Origin of the sequence: Pedobacter duraquae (assembly GCF_004362245.1) — a bacterium.
Taxonomy (GTDB): domain Bacteria; phylum Bacteroidota; class Bacteroidia; order Sphingobacteriales; family Sphingobacteriaceae; genus Pedobacter; species Pedobacter duraquae.
Genome location: NZ_SNWM01000001.1, coordinates 200,537 through 218,055 on the forward strand (window position 1 = coordinate 200,537; position 17,519 = coordinate 218,055).

Sequence of the window (17,519 nt, forward strand, 5' to 3'; positions counted from 1 at the left end):
GATAACTATATCTCTCCTGCAAGTGTGAGCTTGCTAAAATAAGCATCAAGATAGGATTTACAAGAAAAAACAATACCGATTATTTGCTGATCAGATCTCTCAATGTCATTAAATTTTGAATGGCCTCTCCCATTGTATTATTAAAGTAAGCGTACACTTTTTTCCCATCAGCGAGCCACTCCCGGATATATTCTGCATATTCTGTGAGCAGATCCGTTGTATAACTCCCTCTATAACTCCCTCCCGGTCCATGAAACCGGACATACACGAAATTGGCATCTAATAATTTGATTGGTGTAATTGCTGGGGGACGATCGTGAAGCACAAGCGCCATTCCATAATTATTTAGAATCTCTAACATATCGTCATGATATAATGAAGGATGCCTAAACTCAACCGCTGTATGCCAGCTACCTGCCGGATCAGCATTTCTGACGTCGGCTAAAAGGCTCGTAATTTGTCTCGTCTGGTCTAATCTAATGCTCGGTGGAAATTGAATCAATAATGCACCCTTTTTCTGGTTTACTCTATTGATAATTTCTATAAAACGGCTAACCGCAGCAGGATCGTAAGCCAGCATTTTGTTGTGCGTAATATCTTTCCAAAGTTTAAAAGTGAATTTAAAATGCTCAGGAGTGTCTTCCGACCACTTTTGAACGGTACTACCCATCGGCACTTTATAGAACGAGCTGTTAATCTCAATGCTATTCATCATTGACCCGTAAAAGCACAGTCGGCTTTTTTGTTTAAATTCTTCCGGGTAGGCTAATTTATTACGAACAGGCAAAAGCAGTCCGCTGGTACCTGTAAAATATTTTTCGTGAGATAGATCTTGCATCACTTGCAATAACTGCAAGTTGACGAGATTTGTTTAAATCCTCTGTTGCGACTGTTCTTTTATACTGCGTAAAAATAAAAAACACAACAATGGAAACCCTACGTAATAGAGTATCAGCAACAATAATGGAATCACACCTTCAGGATGTATAGGATCTAGAATAAACTTTTTCACAAAAAATTGGCTACCAGTATTTTTTTCCATGGAAAATACCACCATTGAAGTAAAGTTATAACCAAAATGTAGCGCTATGGGCATCCAAATTGTTTTGGCTTTGTAAAAGGCCTGTGCAAACAACAGCCCCATTAGTCCTGTGCTCAGCAGCACGGTAATCATTTGTGCAGGTTGACCGAAGACCCCGTAAGAAAACCAATGATAGATTCCAAAGCCGAACGCAGAAAAACACAGCCCGGCAGCCAAATTCCACTTGCGAATAATCAGGAGCAATATAGCTCCGCGAAATAACAACTCCTCAACAAGCACCCCTTTTACAATAAACCATACGGTATTTGCAAATACGGCAAAGGAATATTGTTGATTCTTGATAAAAGGATTTTCCACTACAGCAGCAATGCTAAGCTGAAGCACTATATGATATATCAATGGCAGCAAAAAGCCCGAAATAACGAGCACCAATTTCTTTTTTGATAACATAAACCCGAGAATTGCGAGATTCTCGCGAAAAATCAGGCGTAATAGTACCCAGGAAATTAAAAGTTCAATGCTGATGCCAATCATGGTGCTTTTTTTTTGCTAATGTATTATCTTTGAGGACGCATCGGGGTCGGCATTTACAAATGCCGTAAGAATGTCGTGAGGGAATTATGGTAAACCATACAGAAAAAGAAACAATTTCAAGGATTATTAAGGAACGGCGACTAGCAAAAGGCTATTCGCAGCAGGAGCTTGCACAACTTTGTCTGCTCAACCTGCGCTCTGTGCAACGCATTGAGAAGGCTGAGGTATTGCCCAGATCTTATACTTTAAAATTACTGGCAGAAATGCTGGACATTGATCCTGAAGAACTAATTTACCGTCCAGAAATTCAGGGATCCACAGCTGAAGAAGAATCCTTCATGACTAAACTCAATCTTCCCGGTAAGATTATCCTTACCTGCTCAACAGCGTTACTTTTCTTCATTCTCGCCGTGGCATATCTTTCCCAATCAGCAAGCTTTCCCGAAACAACATTCGAGCTATTCCTTTTTATCGGCGCTCTGCTTATCTTCTACACGGGCATCGCCTGGAAGATCTGGGCATAAAAGATGAATTATTTTTAAACCTGGTTCAGAAGTGCTATCACTTCATTCCAATTGTTTGCCCGGTCATGGTGGGTAACAGAGCCATTATGAAAGGCATGAAACATAATTGTCTTCCCTTTAAAATGATCAAGATTTTTAATATGGTCATCAATCATGTAATCTGTATTGATAATGCTTTTATCTCCACAAAAAATAATATTCTTCCAACTGATAAAAGGGAAATGTATGCCCAACCATTCCAATTTCTCGTTAAGACTTAGTGGAAATTCCATAGCTGCAGATACAACATAGATTTCAAAATGTTCTGAGAGTGATTTCACAGCTTCTACTGCCCCTTCCATTACGGGTAATGTCAGAAAAAATCCTTTAGTTAATACAAAATCACGTATAATACCTTTTTCAGGAAAAAGATCCATTTCTGTCTTTCCTTGTAAATCTGCTTTTGTTAGCTTGACATGAAAGTCTCTTTCATACCAGTTTAAGGCTTGGGCCTCGATGTCGGCAAGTACGCCATCCATATCGATGGCAATGGTTTTCTTCTTCAGCATATAGTTTTTAGTATCCACAAATATATCCCAACAACAGAACATTCACTATAGATTCGGATATCTTTTGTATCAAATCCTTATGTTTGTTTTATGGCAGATCATTTCAAGGCTGGGGAAATCAAAGATATTGAGCACAGGTTGAAGTCTATATTTGGTGGCTCTATAGGAAATCTTGTAGAGTGGTACGACTGGTATAGCTACTCTGCCTTTGCATTGTATTTCTCACCTGTTTTTTTTCCAAACAGCAGCCCGAATGCACAGTTGCTCAATACTGCAGGAATTTTTGCAGTAGGCTTTCTAATGCGCCCTATTGGTGGCTGGTTATTCGGTAGCATTGCGGATAGATACGGAAGAAAACAGTCAATGGCACTATCTGTATTTATCATGGCTATTGGCTCTTTGATTATCGGCCTCACACCCGGCTATAAAGAAATTGGTATCGCTGCTCCACTCCTGCTCCTGTTCGCACGACTTATCCAAGGACTTAGTACTGGCGGAGAATATGGAACTTCCGCCACCTACCTTAGTGAAATGGCTACCAGGGAACGTCGGGGATTCTATTCCAGTTTTCAATACGTTACACTCATAGGCGGCCAACTCCTGGCGCTGGGAATCCAGCTGGCACTGCAAAACTGGCTACTCACATCTGCAGAGCTTCAGGCATGGGGTTGGCGAATCCCATTTTTTATCGGTGCGATCCTTTCTTTTATTGCATTGTACTTGTGCAGACATATTGACGAAACAGCAGCCTTCAAAGCAAAAGGAACAAGTGATAAAAAAACTGGCATCGCTGAACTAATAAAATATCCAAAAGCACTTCTCACCGTGGTTGGTCTGACTTTAGGTGGCACCATTGCTTTCTATACTTTCAGTACGTACATGCAGAAATTCCTGGTCAATACTGTTCATCTCAGCAAAGAACAATCTACATTGCTATCTTTTGCTTCTTTGTTCGTTTTTGCCATCATGCAACCATTATTCGGATTACTTTCTGATAAAATTGGAAGAAAACCACTGTTAATTGGCTTTGGCATTTTAGGCTCTATTTGTACTTACCCAATCCTCATCACACTAAGTTCCGCAACTAATACCGTCTTTATATTTTTTCTGATGATCGCTGCACTTATTATTGTAAGCGGTTACACAAGTATCAATGCAGTTGTTAAAGCTGAACTATTCCCTGCACATATCCGTGCACTTGGCGTTGGATTGCCCTATGCCTTAACCGTTGCCATCTTTGGCGGCACCGCAGAATACCTGGCGCTTTGGTTTAAGAACATAGGTCACGAAACATACTTTTACTGGTATGTGACAGCTTGTATCCTTATTTCGTTAATTTTATATATCACTATGAAAGACACTAAACATCATTCGAAAATCGAAGACTAATCTCCGTATCTTTACAAACTATGAAAACTCCACCGCTTACCCTCAACGAAGTATATCTGCAAACACTTTCAGAAGTTTATGCTGCTGAAAAAAAATACATGAAATGCTTTCAGCAAATGGCTGAAGCGGCATTTACCGATGAACTTAGGTCGGCAATTAACCCTGAGGGTACAGATCTTGAAAACCATTTATCGAGGTTGACTCAGATCATGGAGACGGCAAACTTGAAAACTTCCAGAATTACTTCGGCATTAGACGATGAGTTGCTTGTAATGGGCAAAGAGATCTGCGGATTTCAAAAACAGCAGTCCGTTTTGAAGGATATTCAAATCTTGCAGGTAGCCACACAGTTGGTGCAGATTAGGATCGCAGCGTATGAAGCATTATATCAAATGGCTACCGCTTTAAAAATAGAAAAGGCCGCCGTGTTATTGGAACAGTGCTTCAAAGATTATAAAAATACCGTTGCCTATCTGAGTCAGATTGCTCAAAATATCATCTATCCGGCAGCAGAACGTGCTTAAATGCCAATAACACTATTGGTGAGTACAACGCCGGCGGCGAAATCGTCGATATTCTTAAATGTAGTTGTTGCAATTTGCTCCATAGCCTCTTGAGTAAAAAATCCCTGGTGTGATGTGATCAGCACATTGGGAAAAGAGATCAGCCTGGTAATCAGATCATCCTGAATCACGTCTTCGGAATGATCCCTAAAGAAAAGCTTACCTTCCTGTTCGTAAACATCCATTCCAAGATATCCCAATTGACCGGATTTTAGCGCATTGATTACTGATGCGGTATCTATCAACGCGCCACGACTGGTGTTGATCAACATCGCTCCTTTGCTAAATAAAGTTAATGTTTCTGAATTAATGAGATGAAAAGTATCATCGTTTAGCGGGCAATGTAACGAAACAACATCCGCATCCAGTAATGTCTCTTTAAGTGTACCGTAAGTGATGCCTAAAGATTTCAGACTTTCGTCTGGATATGGATCATAGGCGCTGATAATGCAGCCCAGTCCTTTTAAGATCATGCAAAAAGCTTTTCCAATATTGCCCGTCCCAATCACAGCAACTTTACGCCCGTGTAAGTTGAACCCCATCAATCTTTCCAGAGAGAAATTTCCCTCACGGACACGATTATAAGCTTTATGCGTTTTTCTATTTAAGGTTAAAATCAACGCCAAAGCATGTTCGGCAACAGCTTCAGGCGAATAGGCCGGAACCCGAGCTACCTGGATCCCCAGTTCCTTTGACTTTATCAAATCCACGTTATTGAATCCCGCACAACGCAAAGCAATCAAGCGAACGCCATTCTCATGAAGTTTATTTAAAACAACTGCATCCGCCTGATCGTTGACAAAAATACACACTGCCTCAAAGCCATTAGTCAGCGATACAGTTTGGTCTGTTAGCGGAACGGCAAAAAAAGAAAGCTCATGCCCCGTGTTAAATTGTTTAAAAAAATCTTCATCATAGGCACAGGTACTAAAAACGGCTACTTTCATTTGATTTCTGTTTCTACTAAGGTAATCGAATCGGTTGGCAAAACATATGACTTGCATCATCATTTTCGCCATCGAATTGATCTATATTTGCATACATAATATTGTAGGGTATGAAAAACGACATCAACGGCCTTGATGACATCAAAACATTTGTCAACGAATTCTATGGTAAAGTACAACAGGATGATCTGATTGGCCCTGTATTCGCCCTAGCGGTGTCGGACTGGACACCACATTTGGAAAAAATGTACCAATTCTGGAATGCCGCGCTCTTCAGCGTACCCGGCTTTAAAGGCAATCCTTTTGCCAAACATGCGCCCTTAGCAATAGAACAAGAACATTTTGACCGTTGGCTTGTGTTATTTAGGGAAACTATTGACAACAATTTTATAGGAGACATGGCAGAAGAAGTTAAAAAACGCGCTGACCTTATGGCAGCATTGTTTATGAGCAAACTGAGCTACATGCGCGAACACAAAATAAAAACAATCTTATAGTCAACCGTAGATTAAACATTTGCTAAGGCACATGCTACTATCGCTGCCAGAGAAGTATTTAAAAAATTAACTGCATTATTATTGAGCAATTGCTTTCGTTCCAGCGCAGCCCCGAGAATGGAATCCAGCATGTTTCCAATGATACCCGCAAGCGTAACGATAAGAGAAAGCTTACTCAGACCCGCATATATCAAAGCGATGAGTAAAGCGCCAAAAGCACCAATTAGTGTGCCTTCAAAACTAATGACACCATCCGATCCTTTTGTATCCCGTTTAAAAGTTAAGATGTTAAAGAATCTTTTTCCATAAAGAACTCCCAATTCCGAAGATAGCGTATCAGCCAAAGCTGAGGCAAGGCTCGCGGCCATCATCAATTGATAGATATTCGCATGCTCAGGATTAAAAAAGGCAAGCAGACCGAGGATTCCCGCAGCTCCTCCATTAGCAAGTACCTGTCCTGTAGTTCTTGGTGCTGTCACCTCTTCATTGAAAATTCCAGCTTTAGCTTCTTTTTTATAAGAAGTTGCCAAAACACCAAGAATAAAAAACGTAAGCAGCAGAAAGATACCTCTCTCTGCTGCTCCCAGGTATACGACTGAACCAATTAATCCGGCAACCAGCGCAGCTGAAATAGTCAATTTCTTTGCTTTCACACAAATTACCATAATTGCTACCAGTGCGATACAAAGTAAAATAGGATAGATCGGAACACTAACTTGCATAGCTGCAATGCTACTAAACTTTCAGCGTTCCTTCAATAGAATCATCCAAAGTTTTACCGATCGCAGCGCCAACCATAATTTTTACTCCTGAAACGAAGTTTCCGTGTTTGGTATCCCAATAATAGCCATCTGAAGGTTCAATACGTATTAAAGCAATGCGTGGGTCGTTTTCTCCTTCAGTGAACCAGGTTTTTAAAATAGGATTCCATAATTCTTTGACCTTCGCATGATCAGTGTGAATGGTCGCATTCGCGTCAAGATACAGAAAGTCGGAATGCTTAGATCCTTTAAAAAATAATTTAACTTTTGGATCCATTGCTATTTCCTCGTGCGTATGGCTGTCATTGGCGACAAGAATCCATAGCATTCCCTGGTCGTCGACTTGCTGAATGCTCATCGGGCGTACGCCATTAGATGGTCCGCCATTTCCCTGCGTACAGAAAAAGCAGGTATCCGATTGACTGATAATCTCTTTAATTTTTTCCAATGCTGATTCGCTGCTCAGGTTTTCGCGATTCTCCTCGGGTTGGTTATTGTTAATGCTGTCCATAGGTTTTGATATTAAGTTTTCGATGTGTTTTAACAACCTATAACTTAAAATGTTCTGCTGATGTTCCTGTAAATTCCATCATCATCAAATAATGCCGGGTTGTCACCCCACTCCATTTATTATGGAAAACTGATTCCAGAAGTGTCTTTCCTGATTAGAAATTGAGTATAACTTTTTTTGATATACAACATCATCTCGTAGTCAGTCATTTTTCTGGCAACCTCGGCCTGTGGCCGATAATATTCAGTAAACTGAAAAAGTGAATCTCCACTTAAGGGGGTGAGCAATCTGATTTTTTCAGCGGAAAAAGATTGATCTACAAAATGATATTCTTCTTCCTTCAATAACCTTTTTTGAAGTTTAGCAACTGGCGACTTATTTTTTCTGATCAAAGCAATTACCGCAAATAAATTTAGTCCGGCTATGGAAGAAGTAGAATTTGAAGGATATGGACTCTTTGCAATCCTGTTTTTTGACGCCAGCAAGCTTTTCCAACCCGGAGCCTGATGGTCAAAGACTTTCGCATATTCTTTTCGCAGGGCGAGAGAATCATCTTTATAATTCCGCGTTACTTGAATCCTTACTTCATTGAGCTGAATAGTGCGTTTCAATATGGACGAATCTTTTTTAGATGCAATAGAATCAATGCGTTTTTGGGCATACGTTTGTTGACTTAGGCAGAAAAGCAAAAGTATAAAAAGGACTTTCAGGTATGTAGTATGCATGAGTTAGGCGTTTAACAACACCCGTAAAATTAGTAATCAATTTACTGATCACCAGTTTTTTAACACACCTTAACATTTTACAAAACTACCAGCCGATACCATAATCTTCGCCGTGGTTGCTGGATCCGCCCCACATGCTGCCATGTTTCCAATCAAAATATATAGCGTTGATCGGTCCACTGGTTCTATTTTCAAAGCTGAGCACGTACCCCATCTTTTTAAGATCGTTCCGTACCTCCTCTTTTGTCGCACTCTGCAAGAGCAACTGTCCTGGTTTTGGCCTGCGGTCTTCTGTCTTTGTCCCACCAAGAGAAAGCCAGAGTTGGTTTGTATTAAAGTTAGGGGCTTCAGCAGCTTGTTGAACGTTCATCCCAAACTCAGTTACATTCAGGAAGAATTGTAACAGATTCTGATCTTGGGTATCTCCCCCCTGTACAGCAGAGGAAAGATAAGGTTTACCATCTTTCAAAGCCAATGAAGGTGAAAGTGTAACCCTTGGTCGCTTGCCAGGCGCAACAACGTTGAATGGGTTAATAGTTGAGTCTAACACAAAACTCTGCATACGTTGACTCATCCCTATCCCTGTATTACCTGCAATACACGCAGGTAGCCAGCCTCCACTCGGAGTGATCGATACTACCCATCCGGCAGCATCTGCTGCCTCTACAGACGTAGTACCTAACCACAGTCTGTCATGATATAACGCCTCCGGTGTGGTGTTTTTACCCAAATCATGCTTAGGCGCAAAATTCCGCTTTCCGGTGTCCAAATCATACCCCCTGGCTTTAAGTAAGTCTATATAGGGATTAACTTTTCCCTCAAATGGATATGGATTTCCAGGACCAATATCAGCATCATTTTTATCAAAACGAATTAATGAAGCCCGCTGCCTGGCATACGCTTTACTTAACAGACCCTTCATCGGTTCTGTAGGTGAAAAACGCGGATCGCCATAATAAAAATCCCTATCAGCAAATGATAAATTCATTGCCTGGTAAAGGGTGTGAATATATTTCGGACTATTGTAGCCCATACTTTTCAGATCAAAATTCTCAAGTATATTCAAAGCCTGTAACATGACTGGCCCTTGAGTCCATTGCTGCATTTTATACACATCAATTCCTTTATAGTTCACTGTAAGTGGATCTTCTTCTAAAGGCTTCCATTTGGCTAAATCCTGCATCGTAATCAACCCACCTTGTTCCTGTGCACCGCGAACAAACTCACGGGCAATGTCGCCAGTATAGAATCTGTCATATGCCGCCATCAATGCCTGATTACGGGTTTTTCCACTTTTTAGTGCCAACTTTTCTGCAGCAACCATTTTAGTTAACGTAACCAGCAAATCTTTTTGAACGAAGATCTCCCCCGCTTCAGGTGCTTCTCTTTTTTCACCTGGATGGGTAAGAAATACTTTCGCACTGTAAGGCCATGTTTTGATTTGTGCTTTACCACGCTCCATAGCATTTGCAGCCTGCGCTTCAATAGGATAACCCGCCGCCAGTTCCATAGCAGGTGCCAATACCTGCTCCAAACTTAAGCTACCATAATTTACCAGCATGTAGATCAATCCACCTACCGTTCCAGGTGTTGTTGCAGCTAATGGCCCATATTCAGGCGGGAAGTTGTATCCTTTACTTTTAAAAAAATCAGCCGTAGCACCAGTTGGTGCAACACCCATTGCATTGATCGCAATAACTTTTTTGGTTTTAGGATTGTAGATCAAAACCTGGGTTTCTCCACCCCAGCTTAAGGTGTCCCACATAGTACATGTTGCCGCCAGCATAGCGCAAGCTGCATCAACGGCATTCCCTCCCTTTTGAAAAGTGATGGCACCAGCAGTGGCCGCCAGTGGTTTACCAGTAATGGCCATCCAGTTCTTACCATAAATAACGGGTTTCTGCGTAGGTTGAGCCCATGCCGAAAACAGCGTGACGGTGAGCAAAAAGGTAAGTGACAGTACTTTCATAATCAGCTTTATGAGCTAAAAATAAACAATTCGAAAATCAAAGAGAAGGCAATAGTAAGATTGCATGTCACATTCTGGATACGGCCAATCATGCGATAAGCAAAATATGTAACGCACTAATTATTTAGAATAAGTTTAAACAAAATAGCTTGTTTTATAAAATAAGTTTAAGTTTGCGTAATTTTTAATCAATCTAAATAATATATGCACTTAACTTCTATTTTCAGATCCATCCTTTTACCTATTCTACTGGTCATACCAACTTTCCTTCATGCACAGCAGACTGTAGTGTATGTAGAAGGCTATATTAAAGACCAGGAAGGTAAACCCCTTCCTGGCAGCAGCGTTACTGTTGATGGTACATCTTTTTCGACGTCAACTAATAACAAAGGCTACTATAGATTGCGTATCCAAAACGGTAAGTTAACCATTCGTTATACCTTCATAGGGTTCAAAGAAAGTGTAAGAACGATCACTGTTCAAAATAATAGCGTTGAAGAAAATATTACCCTCGAATCCCGAAGCGATGCACTTCAGCAGGTAGAAATTACAGGTCGTAAGGAAAAAACTTATAAGACAACCTCCACATTTATCGGCAAGAATGAAAATCAATTGAAAGATGTTCCACAATCGGTATCGTACGCCAGTAAGGAATTAATTGCTGATCAGGGTTTAATGCGCGTTGGTGACGTGGTTAAAAACTTCAGCGGTGTAAATCAATTTAGTGTTTACGATGATTTAACAATCCGCGGCTTCCGTGTTAATGGTCAAACCAACACCCAATTATTAAATGGGATGAGAACCAGTACCGGATTCTGGAAACAGTCGCTGGCGAACTATCTCGAGCGTGTCGAGATCCTTAAAGGTCCGTCTTCAGCTTTATTCGGTAATGCAAGTCCTGGTGGTGTGTTAAACAGGGTCACAAAAAAACCTCTTGATGAAAGCCGTAAATCAGTGAGTTTCGCTTTAGGTAGCTTCAACACTTTGAGGGCTCTCGGCGACTTCACCGGTCCTGCCACAAAAGACAGTTCATTATTATATCGTGTTAACGTTGGGTACGAAAATGCAGAATCTTTTAGAGACCTCATGTTTGATAAAAATATTGTAATTGCGCCGTCACTTACCTTTATTCCTTCAGATAGAACACGTATCAACTTCGACCTTGTTTATACAGATTCCAGAAGTCGCCTAGACCGTGGTCAGCCAATCTTCGGTAGTTTTGATTTGAATTCTACACCGCAATCGCTATCACTGAATACTACAAATGATTATCTCAATGAGATCACCTATAACGCCTCAGTCTCCTTAAATCACAAAATTTCCAATAACCTTAGCCTGAATGCTTCTTATATGAAAACAGGCTATTCCGAAGACTTAAATGAACACCGGACATCAAATTCCTACGCACTTGATGGAAACGGTGCACCCATCAACAACCTTGCAGGTATGATCGTTCAGATTCGTCAGCGTAAGCGTTTTATTGATAATTTTTCTGGCTATTTAAACTATACTCCAAAAACAGGTATCATAGAACATAAGATTGTTGCAGGATTAGATTATGGAAGCGAAAAAACTCCGGTGGGAGGATCTCAATTAACAGCTTCAGGATATAGAAATGCTGCCAATAACGGATCTATTGCTAGTTATGTTGTTGCCAATAAAAGCAGATATCTGTTAGACGCCGCAGGTAATCCCGTTCCAAATGTTCCGCATTTTAACCTAAGTGATCCGATTTCCTCACAGCGGATGCAGGATGATAGCAAAGATTTCTTTACGCAATCAACCGTCGCCCCAGCCTACTATTACCTTAATGCTGGCTACGTCCAGGATCAACTGAAAATAGGTGCTTTACAGGTGTTATTGGGCATCCGGTATGAATATTATACGGATTATTCTAATTACAAAACCACAACTGAATCGAAAACACATTCGGAAGCCTGGCTGCCAAGATTAGGTGCAGTTTATACAATTATCCCAAACATAAACGTTTATGGAAGTTACGTGAAAGGTTATAATCCTCAAACGTCGGCAACAATTGCCAACCCAAATGCAGGAGGACCCTTTGATCCATTAAAAAGCAGTATGATTGAGTTTGGTACAAAAACGAGTTGGTTCAGAGATCAACTGACTGTTACCGCAGCGGTCTACAAAATTAAACAAACCGGAGCCCTTTATAATACACCTGGAGTAACAGACGTATTAAGGCAAATTGGTGATGAAAAATCCCAGGGATTTGAAATGGATGTAATTGGTAAAATCATGCCTAACTGGAATGTTATCGCCTCGTATTCTTATAATACAGCAAAAATCCTTGACAGCGGAATTCCTGGAGAAATCGGCATACAAAAGCCAAACACGCCAAAAAATAGCGCAAATTTGTGGAGCCGTTATAGTTTCATCAAAGGCTCGTTACAAGGTTTTGGTGTTGGATTTGGCATTAACTATATTGATAAAAGAAACCTCCTGTATGACGCGAAGTTCAGCCCGGATAATCAACTTACGCTACCCTCGTATACGCTATTCAACGCTGCGTTATTTTACAATATTGGCAAACTGCAATTACAACTTAATGCCAATAACATCGGCAACAAAAAGCACTGGATTGGTGGTTATGACTACTTACGCCTATTCCCTGGTCAGCCCGAAAACTACATGTTAACCTTAGGATACTCCTTTTAATGGCTAAAAGCAAACTCAAAAAAATCGCCGGATGGCTCCACCTTTGGGTGGGCCTCTCCACCGGTATTGTAGTTGTAATAGTAGCAATAACCGGCTGTATTTATGCCTTTGATGAGGAAATATTCGATAGTGTACATAAAAAATTAGTGTATGTAGAAGTAAAAAGACAAGCAAAACCTATCTCTGAGCTACTCTTGATTGCTCAGAAATCCATTGATCCTAATAAAGTACTCAATAATGTGAAGATCACCGATCCAAACCGTAGTTATGTATTTTCTGGGTTCAAGGTAAATGGTCCCAAAAAAATAAACTTATCCTATTTCAGTCAGTTCGAATACCTGGATCAGGTTTACGTAGACCAATATACCGGGAAAGTACTTGGTGTAATAGATATGCGTTATGAGTTTTTCAATATTGTAGAGCAGTTACATAGACAGTTATTATTGGTTAAACCGGTGGGTAGTGTGCTTGTAGGAAGTTGTATATTACTGTTCCTCTTGATGATGATCACAGGTTTTGTACTTTGGTTGCCTAAAAACTATAAGCAATTTAAAAAGAGTATAAGCATCAAATGGAATTCGAAATGGAAACGACTGAATTATGACCTGCATAACAGTCTTGGATTTTATGCACTCCCAATTGCCATATTAATCGCTATTACCGGGTTGGTCTGGTCTTTTAAATGGTGGGAAACTGGAATGTATAAAATCCTTGGAACCAAGGAAAAGCCCAGTTTTGCAAGACCGTTACCGGTAATCAACACAAGTGACTCTACCTTAAATAAACTTGACATCATTCATTATAATTTGCGGAAACAGTTAAATAGCAACTGGAATGAGGTTAGTCTGGGTATCCCTGACGAAACGAACAAAGTGGTTATGGCCTATGTTTGCATTAATGATAATACCGACTATTGGCGGGGCGTGAGCTATTACTTCTATGATGGTCGTACCGGCAAGCAAATTGACGTAATGCCGCATGCGGAAAAAACATTTGGTATGAAATGGAGAAATTCCAATTTAGATATCCATACAGGACGACTGTTTGGTGTCGGCACGCAAATTATCGCTTTTATTGCCAGTTTACTTTGTGCGACACTCCCTATATCTGGATTTATGATCTGGTACGGAAAACGTAATAAAAAAAAGAAACCTATTCTTACCACAAAAGAAAAAGGCCTCAGTGATTAAAATGCCCCCAAAAGTTGGATACTCCCTGGGGCATTGTTCATCCTATAATTTCGTACTCAGCTCAATTGTTCAGCATACTCTCTTAATTTATCCAGATAAGTACCGAAGGCAAATCTATTCATCTTTGCACCTAAAAAAATGCCGGCAACAGCTAGAAATACGCATACCGGAACCAGATAAAACCAATTATCGCTGTTAAAAACCAACGAAAAATCATTCCGCTTTACCAGTCGTGAGGCAATGATACCAATTGGAGCCGCGATCGGGATGAAAATATAGCCCCAGTACCTCTCGAAACGTAATATTTCATTAATCAACCTGATACGTTCTTTGAGTAACGAGCTAGTTACCTTACTATAATTTAACTGAGCTGGCAGCGACTTTAATTTCATTGCCATCGCTACAGCTGCAAACAGAAAGGCTGCAAATGCTCCTAAAAGCAAAACCTGTAATGATCCCGAATTAAGCAGGGCTAAGCTTAATGGTAAGAGGCAAAGTCCAAATACCCAATATAGTTTATATTTCAAGTGCTTAAGTGTCGTCTCGTAGACTCCGGTAGAACGCTTTTTCAGCATTATCTGATCTGCGATAGAATTATGCTCAAATTCAGCATTCAGGCTATCCCATTCTTCCTGTATATCCATTTATTTTTTGTTTAAAATACTTGCCAGTTGTTGTTTGATACGATGTAGCTTAACACCTGTATTATTTTTTGATATTCCTGTAATCTCGCTGATCGCAGCGTTATCATAACCATCAAGGTGCAACATAATTATTCCCCGGTCAACTTCATTCAATTGCCGTATTGCAGTATATAACAGTTCTGCCCTTTCAGATAATTGTGGTTGCTCAAAATACAAGGCTTCGGCAGGCAGTCCATTAACGTGAGCCGCCTTTTTTTGTTTGCTTAGGTATGTCAAAGAAACATTAAGACTAACGCGATACAGCCATGTTGAAAATTTCGCATCACCCTTAAAATTATTCCACGATTTCCAACACTGATAAATGATTTCCTGACGGAGATCCTTTCGGTCTTCAGCATCATCGGCGTAAAGATTACTTACTTTGAAGAGAATACCTTTATGCGAATTAATCTGTTCCAGAAAGACTTTTTCATCCATGTTACGAACATATATCTTTACCATGCTCGACAAGTTTCATTCTTCGCTCTCGTTCATAACGAACAATCCTTATAATTACGGAAATTAACGTGCAGATCCACAAAGAATATTTAATATAGTATGGTCCCTCAAAGATTGAACTGAGAATTACAAGGGCTGCAGAAGCTGAAGAAGTAGTATTTATTTTTTTCATCTTTTTATTTTTGCTTTACGTGATGTTATTGACTCCGGATCAAATACGACCAGTTAGTATCTACCGCAACTCAAAAATTACAGGGATTTTAAAAAAGCACAAAAAAGACTGATAATGAATTCGTTAAAATAAATTGGTATTTAACTCTTGTTCCCGTTAAACGTATTTACAGAAGTAGTTTTCCATTTGATATAACCCAGTCTATTACATTGTTCCGCGACAATAAGCTCCACCTCAGAGGATACATCATTGACAACTTTCCATCGAACAGCATAATTGGGATTATAACTGATATAGATCACCACATCTTCAAAAAGTGGCTCCCGCTTAATGAGTCCCTTAAGATGAACATCCTGCAATTCCATCGCAAATCTGGTTAATCTTTCATTCATAACTTTAGCCAATGGAATCGCAGGCTTGCTATCGTGCTCTATAATCGGAAGTACAGTTACAGTCATACATCAATCAGGTAATACTACAAATATTAGCAAATATAATTATTCTTATTAATTTATCTAATTCTTAAAGTCAGGTTTATGTAATACATTGAAATCTTAAACAATGATTAAAGGAGTATGTTATGATGGAAAAGCCATATATGCCAGCACTCGCTCAACGTTTAAAAAAGTTCAATCAACATAGACTGCCCGAAATGGTGAAACTCAAATATGAGGCCATGACTGAAAACATCTTTCGTTTTTACCGCGGTACTTGCCATTTATTTTACGAAAATCTCAGGAATGCAAAGAAAATCCCTGCATCACCGGTCACCTGGGTTTGTGGCGACTTACACCTGGAAAACTATGGCAGCTATAAAGCGAACAATAAATTGGTCTATTTTGACCTGAACGATTTTGACGAAGCCGTTCTTGCTCCGGCACTTTGGGAAGTATTGAGATTGATTACCAGCATCTTCCTAGCTTTCGACGCACTGGATATTGACCAAGATCAGGCGTTCAATATGGCTACGTTATTTTTAAAAACTTATTCTGCAACACTCTGCACAGGAAAACCAATTAATATTGATCCGCGAACGGCTAAAGGAATTGTGTGCGATTTCCTGAACAGTGCCGATAAAAACAATTATAAGGATATCCTGGAAAAACGTACTGAAAAAAAGAAACATAAAGTCGTTCTGTCCTTACATGACGAAAGGCATTTCAAAATTCACAAACCACTAAAAGAAGCTTTAATAGAACACATGGAGCATTGGATAGCAGAATCTAATGAAAGTCCATACAATTATAAAGTCAAAGATGCGGTATTTCGACTTGCTGGCACAGGAAGTATTGGTGTTAAACGATATCTTTTTTTACTGAAGAGTAAGATCGAGAAAGATAACTATCTTATAATAGATATGAAACAATCTTTCCCGTCATCTTTATTACCATACACAAAGGCAAAGCAACCTGAATGGACATCGGAATCAGAAAGGATAGTTATGGTTCAGCAAAGAATGCAACATATGTCATCTTCCATGTTAAGCACAACAGAATTTAATGGCGACTCATATGTCATTCAGGAACTACAACCAGTTAAGGATACCATCAGATTTAAGCTGATCAAAGACCGCTATCGCGACATCATTCAGGTTATTGATGATATGGCCGTGCTCACGGCCTCTTCCCAATTGAGAAGTGGCGGAATGGACGGATCTGCTGTTATAGATGAACTGAAAGCATTTGGCGCAGATAAAACGTGGCAGGAAGCAGCATTAAATTATGCGCTCGAAACTAAAAAAGATATCGAAAAAGATTTTAACACTTTTAAGGAAGATTACCAGAATGGTGTATTTAATTAAGGTTATTTAAATAACTCGAAACTATATTGTGCGTCATTCCAAAACTCATCTAATGCAACAAGTCTGGGTTTCAAAAAACTGATGAGTGTCGGCCAGTCTTCTTTTTTGAAAATGCTGACCTCATCGAGTTGTTTCACGATTCGTGTTACTGTTTTTCCGTAAGCATCCGGCACGTGCAGTTCCCAATTCCACACTTCATTCAGCTCAGCATGAAGTATGTTTCTTAGCTCTTTAAACTGTTCGAAAATCAACTCCTGAATGGCCAGATCTGGATGCGAAATCTCAATCATAATACTCGCCGACCGCTGCCCTGCCTCAAGCTTAAAATTCAGATACTTAATTCCTGTTTTATAATTCACCCAATTTATTCTCAGCCCCTCTGCCGAAAGCTGTAAAGCCATGTACTGACCAAATGCTGTCCAAAATTCCTGCTTAATTGCCGATGCCTGATCTTTACTATACAAAATTCCCTGTTAAATAAACACTCCTATTAGGTGCAAAAGTAAGGATAGGTTTTAAATCCCG

General features: G+C 39.9%; 19 protein-coding genes. 7 read left to right on the forward strand and 12 right to left on the reverse strand.

The window, feature by feature from the left end; genetic code table 11:
- Positions 1-79 precede the first annotated feature (79 nt).
- Together CLV32_RS00965 and CLV32_RS00970 are read right to left on the reverse strand one after the other, a co-directional pair.
- Positions 80-838: a DUF72 domain-containing protein gene (locus CLV32_RS00965; RefSeq protein ID WP_133551487.1), complete on the reverse strand. Its 759-nt coding sequence runs from the start codon at positions 836-838 to the stop codon at positions 80-82.
- A 33-nt stretch (positions 839-871) separates the two neighbouring features.
- Positions 872-1,576: a CPBP family intramembrane glutamic endopeptidase gene (locus CLV32_RS00970; protein WP_133551489.1), complete on the reverse strand. Its 705-nt coding sequence runs from the start codon at positions 1,574-1,576 to the stop codon at positions 872-874.
- Positions 1,577-1,662: 86 nt separating this feature from the next.
- Between CLV32_RS00970 and CLV32_RS00975 the strand changes: the two genes are divergently transcribed.
- A complete protein-coding gene (locus CLV32_RS00975; protein WP_133551491.1) occupies positions 1,663-2,100 on the forward strand; it encodes a helix-turn-helix domain-containing protein in 438 nt (145 codons plus the stop codon).
- A 14-nt stretch (positions 2,101-2,114) separates the two neighbouring features.
- On the opposite strand, the gene CLV32_RS00980 is transcribed toward CLV32_RS00975, so the two are convergent.
- Positions 2,115-2,648 carry a 5' nucleotidase, NT5C type gene (locus CLV32_RS00980; RefSeq protein WP_166641853.1) on the reverse strand — a complete coding sequence of 178 codons (534 nt, stop codon included), beginning with the start codon at positions 2,646-2,648 and terminating at the stop codon, positions 2,115-2,117.
- 90 nt (positions 2,649-2,738) lie between these two features.
- On the opposite strand from CLV32_RS00980, the gene CLV32_RS00985 reads away from it, so the two are divergent.
- Positions 2,739-4,037: an MFS transporter gene (locus CLV32_RS00985; RefSeq protein ID WP_133551494.1), complete on the forward strand. Its 1,299-nt coding sequence runs from the start codon at positions 2,739-2,741 to the stop codon at positions 4,035-4,037.
- A gap of 20 nt (positions 4,038-4,057) precedes the next feature.
- Positions 4,058-4,561, forward strand: a complete 504-nt coding sequence (locus tag CLV32_RS00990) for a DUF892 family protein (protein WP_133551496.1) — start codon at positions 4,058-4,060, stop codon at positions 4,559-4,561.
- On the opposite strand, the gene CLV32_RS00995 is transcribed toward CLV32_RS00990, so the two are convergent.
- Positions 4,558-5,547: a 2-hydroxyacid dehydrogenase gene (locus tag CLV32_RS00995; RefSeq protein WP_133551498.1), complete on the reverse strand. Its 990-nt coding sequence runs from the start codon at positions 5,545-5,547 to the stop codon at positions 4,558-4,560. The two genes, CLV32_RS00990 and CLV32_RS00995, sit on opposite strands and share 4 nt — an antisense overlap.
- Before the next feature lie 110 nt (positions 5,548-5,657).
- Here CLV32_RS00995 and CLV32_RS01000 point away from each other — a divergent pair, with 110 nt between their 5' ends.
- Positions 5,658-6,044: a group III truncated hemoglobin gene (locus CLV32_RS01000; RefSeq protein ID WP_133551501.1), complete on the forward strand. Its 387-nt coding sequence runs from the start codon at positions 5,658-5,660 to the stop codon at positions 6,042-6,044.
- Positions 6,045-6,055: 11 nt separating this feature from the next.
- Here the strand turns inward: CLV32_RS01000 and CLV32_RS01005 are convergent, their stop codons facing one another.
- The 4 genes from CLV32_RS01005 to CLV32_RS01020 all read right to left on the reverse strand — a co-directional run bounded on the left by CLV32_RS01005 (position 6,056) and on the right by CLV32_RS01020 (position 10,010).
- Positions 6,056-6,766 (reverse strand): DUF92 domain-containing protein, encoded by a 711-nt coding sequence (locus CLV32_RS01005; protein WP_133551503.1) that lies wholly within the window; start codon positions 6,764-6,766, stop codon positions 6,056-6,058.
- A gap of 13 nt (positions 6,767-6,779) precedes the next feature.
- Complete coding sequence (locus tag CLV32_RS01010; protein WP_133551505.1) at positions 6,780-7,316, reverse strand: pyridoxamine 5'-phosphate oxidase family protein; 537 nt, start codon at positions 7,314-7,316, stop codon at positions 6,780-6,782.
- Positions 7,317-7,435: 119 nt separating this feature from the next.
- A complete protein-coding gene (locus tag CLV32_RS01015; protein WP_133551507.1) occupies positions 7,436-8,041 on the reverse strand; it encodes a hypothetical protein in 606 nt (201 codons plus the stop codon).
- A gap of 85 nt (positions 8,042-8,126) precedes the next feature.
- Entirely contained in the window at positions 8,127-10,010 is a 1,884-nt protein-coding gene (locus tag CLV32_RS01020) for a gamma-glutamyltransferase family protein (RefSeq protein WP_133551509.1), read from the reverse strand.
- 204 nt (positions 10,011-10,214) lie between these two features.
- Here CLV32_RS01020 and CLV32_RS01025 point away from each other — a divergent pair, with 204 nt between their 5' ends.
- Both CLV32_RS01025 and CLV32_RS01030 read left to right on the forward strand, forming a co-directional pair.
- Positions 10,215-12,689 carry a TonB-dependent receptor gene (locus tag CLV32_RS01025; RefSeq protein WP_133551511.1) on the forward strand — a complete coding sequence of 825 codons (2,475 nt, stop codon included), beginning with the start codon at positions 10,215-10,217 and terminating at the stop codon, positions 12,687-12,689.
- A complete protein-coding gene (locus tag CLV32_RS01030) occupies positions 12,689-13,879 on the forward strand; it encodes a PepSY-associated TM helix domain-containing protein (RefSeq protein WP_133551513.1) in 1,191 nt (396 codons plus the stop codon). The genes CLV32_RS01025 and CLV32_RS01030 overlap by 1 nt, the downstream gene beginning before the upstream one ends.
- Before the next feature lie 56 nt (positions 13,880-13,935).
- Here CLV32_RS01030 and CLV32_RS01035 read toward each other — a convergent pair whose 3' ends face one another.
- From CLV32_RS01035 to CLV32_RS01045, 3 genes are all read right to left on the reverse strand, one after another.
- Entirely contained in the window at positions 13,936-14,523 is a 588-nt protein-coding gene (locus tag CLV32_RS01035; protein WP_133551515.1) for a hypothetical protein, read from the reverse strand.
- Positions 14,524-15,024, reverse strand: coding sequence for an RNA polymerase sigma factor (locus tag CLV32_RS01040; protein WP_133551517.1), 501 nt, complete (start codon positions 15,022-15,024; stop codon positions 14,524-14,526).
- 309 nt (positions 15,025-15,333) lie between these two features.
- The gene (locus CLV32_RS01045; protein ID WP_133551519.1) at positions 15,334-15,651 is read right to left on the reverse strand and encodes a hypothetical protein; all 318 of its coding nucleotides are present in this window, start codon (positions 15,649-15,651) and stop codon (positions 15,334-15,336) included.
- 122 nt (positions 15,652-15,773) lie between these two features.
- Between CLV32_RS01045 and CLV32_RS01050 the strand changes: the two genes are divergently transcribed.
- Entirely contained in the window at positions 15,774-16,994 is a 1,221-nt protein-coding gene (locus tag CLV32_RS01050; RefSeq protein ID WP_133551521.1) for a DUF2252 domain-containing protein, read from the forward strand.
- A 2-nt stretch (positions 16,995-16,996) separates the two neighbouring features.
- Here CLV32_RS01050 and CLV32_RS01055 read toward each other — a convergent pair whose 3' ends face one another.
- Positions 16,997-17,458 carry a DUF4268 domain-containing protein gene (locus CLV32_RS01055; protein ID WP_166641854.1) on the reverse strand — a complete coding sequence of 154 codons (462 nt, stop codon included), beginning with the start codon at positions 17,456-17,458 and terminating at the stop codon, positions 16,997-16,999.
- Positions 17,459-17,519: the final 61 nt, after the last annotated feature.

What these genes read in the sequence shown, in the direction of transcription:
- CLV32_RS00965 (WP_133551487.1), bottom strand. Translation starts at nt 838, where the DNA reads ATGCAAGATCTATCTCACGAAAAATATTTTACAGGTACCAGCGGACTG.
- CLV32_RS00975 (WP_133551491.1), top strand. Translation starts at nt 1,663, where the DNA reads ATGGTAAACCATACAGAAAAAGAAACAATTTCAAGGATTATTAAGGAA.
- CLV32_RS00990 (WP_133551496.1), top strand. Translation starts at nt 4,058, where the DNA reads ATGAAAACTCCACCGCTTACCCTCAACGAAGTATATCTGCAAACACTT.
- CLV32_RS00985 (WP_133551494.1), top strand. Translation starts at nt 2,739, where the DNA reads ATGGCAGATCATTTCAAGGCTGGGGAAATCAAAGATATTGAGCACAGG.
- CLV32_RS00970 (WP_133551489.1), bottom strand. Translation starts at nt 1,576, where the DNA reads ATGATTGGCATCAGCATTGAACTTTTAATTTCCTGGGTACTATTACGC.
- CLV32_RS00980 (WP_166641853.1), bottom strand. Translation starts at nt 2,648, where the DNA reads ATGCTGAAGAAGAAAACCATTGCCATCGATATGGATGGCGTACTTGCC.
- CLV32_RS01050 (WP_133551521.1), top strand. Translation starts at nt 15,774, where the DNA reads ATGATGGAAAAGCCATATATGCCAGCACTCGCTCAACGTTTAAAAAAG.
- CLV32_RS01040 (WP_133551517.1), bottom strand. Translation starts at nt 15,024, where the DNA reads ATGGTAAAGATATATGTTCGTAACATGGATGAAAAAGTCTTTCTGGAA.
- CLV32_RS01010 (WP_133551505.1), bottom strand. Translation starts at nt 7,316, where the DNA reads ATGGACAGCATTAACAATAACCAACCCGAGGAGAATCGCGAAAACCTG.
- CLV32_RS01015 (WP_133551507.1), bottom strand. Translation starts at nt 8,041, where the DNA reads ATGCATACTACATACCTGAAAGTCCTTTTTATACTTTTGCTTTTCTGC.
- CLV32_RS00995 (WP_133551498.1), bottom strand. Translation starts at nt 5,547, where the DNA reads ATGAAAGTAGCCGTTTTTAGTACCTGTGCCTATGATGAAGATTTTTTT.
- CLV32_RS01000 (WP_133551501.1), top strand. Translation starts at nt 5,658, where the DNA reads ATGAAAAACGACATCAACGGCCTTGATGACATCAAAACATTTGTCAAC.
- CLV32_RS01020 (WP_133551509.1), bottom strand. Translation starts at nt 10,010, where the DNA reads ATGAAAGTACTGTCACTTACCTTTTTGCTCACCGTCACGCTGTTTTCG.
- CLV32_RS01035 (WP_133551515.1), bottom strand. Translation starts at nt 14,523, where the DNA reads ATGGATATACAGGAAGAATGGGATAGCCTGAATGCTGAATTTGAGCAT.
- CLV32_RS01005 (WP_133551503.1), bottom strand. Translation starts at nt 6,766, where the DNA reads ATGCAAGTTAGTGTTCCGATCTATCCTATTTTACTTTGTATCGCACTG.
- CLV32_RS01025 (WP_133551511.1), top strand. Translation starts at nt 10,215, where the DNA reads ATGCACTTAACTTCTATTTTCAGATCCATCCTTTTACCTATTCTACTG.
- CLV32_RS01045 (WP_133551519.1), bottom strand. Translation starts at nt 15,651, where the DNA reads ATGACTGTAACTGTACTTCCGATTATAGAGCACGATAGCAAGCCTGCG.
- CLV32_RS01030 (WP_133551513.1), top strand. Translation starts at nt 12,689, where the DNA reads ATGGCTAAAAGCAAACTCAAAAAAATCGCCGGATGGCTCCACCTTTGG.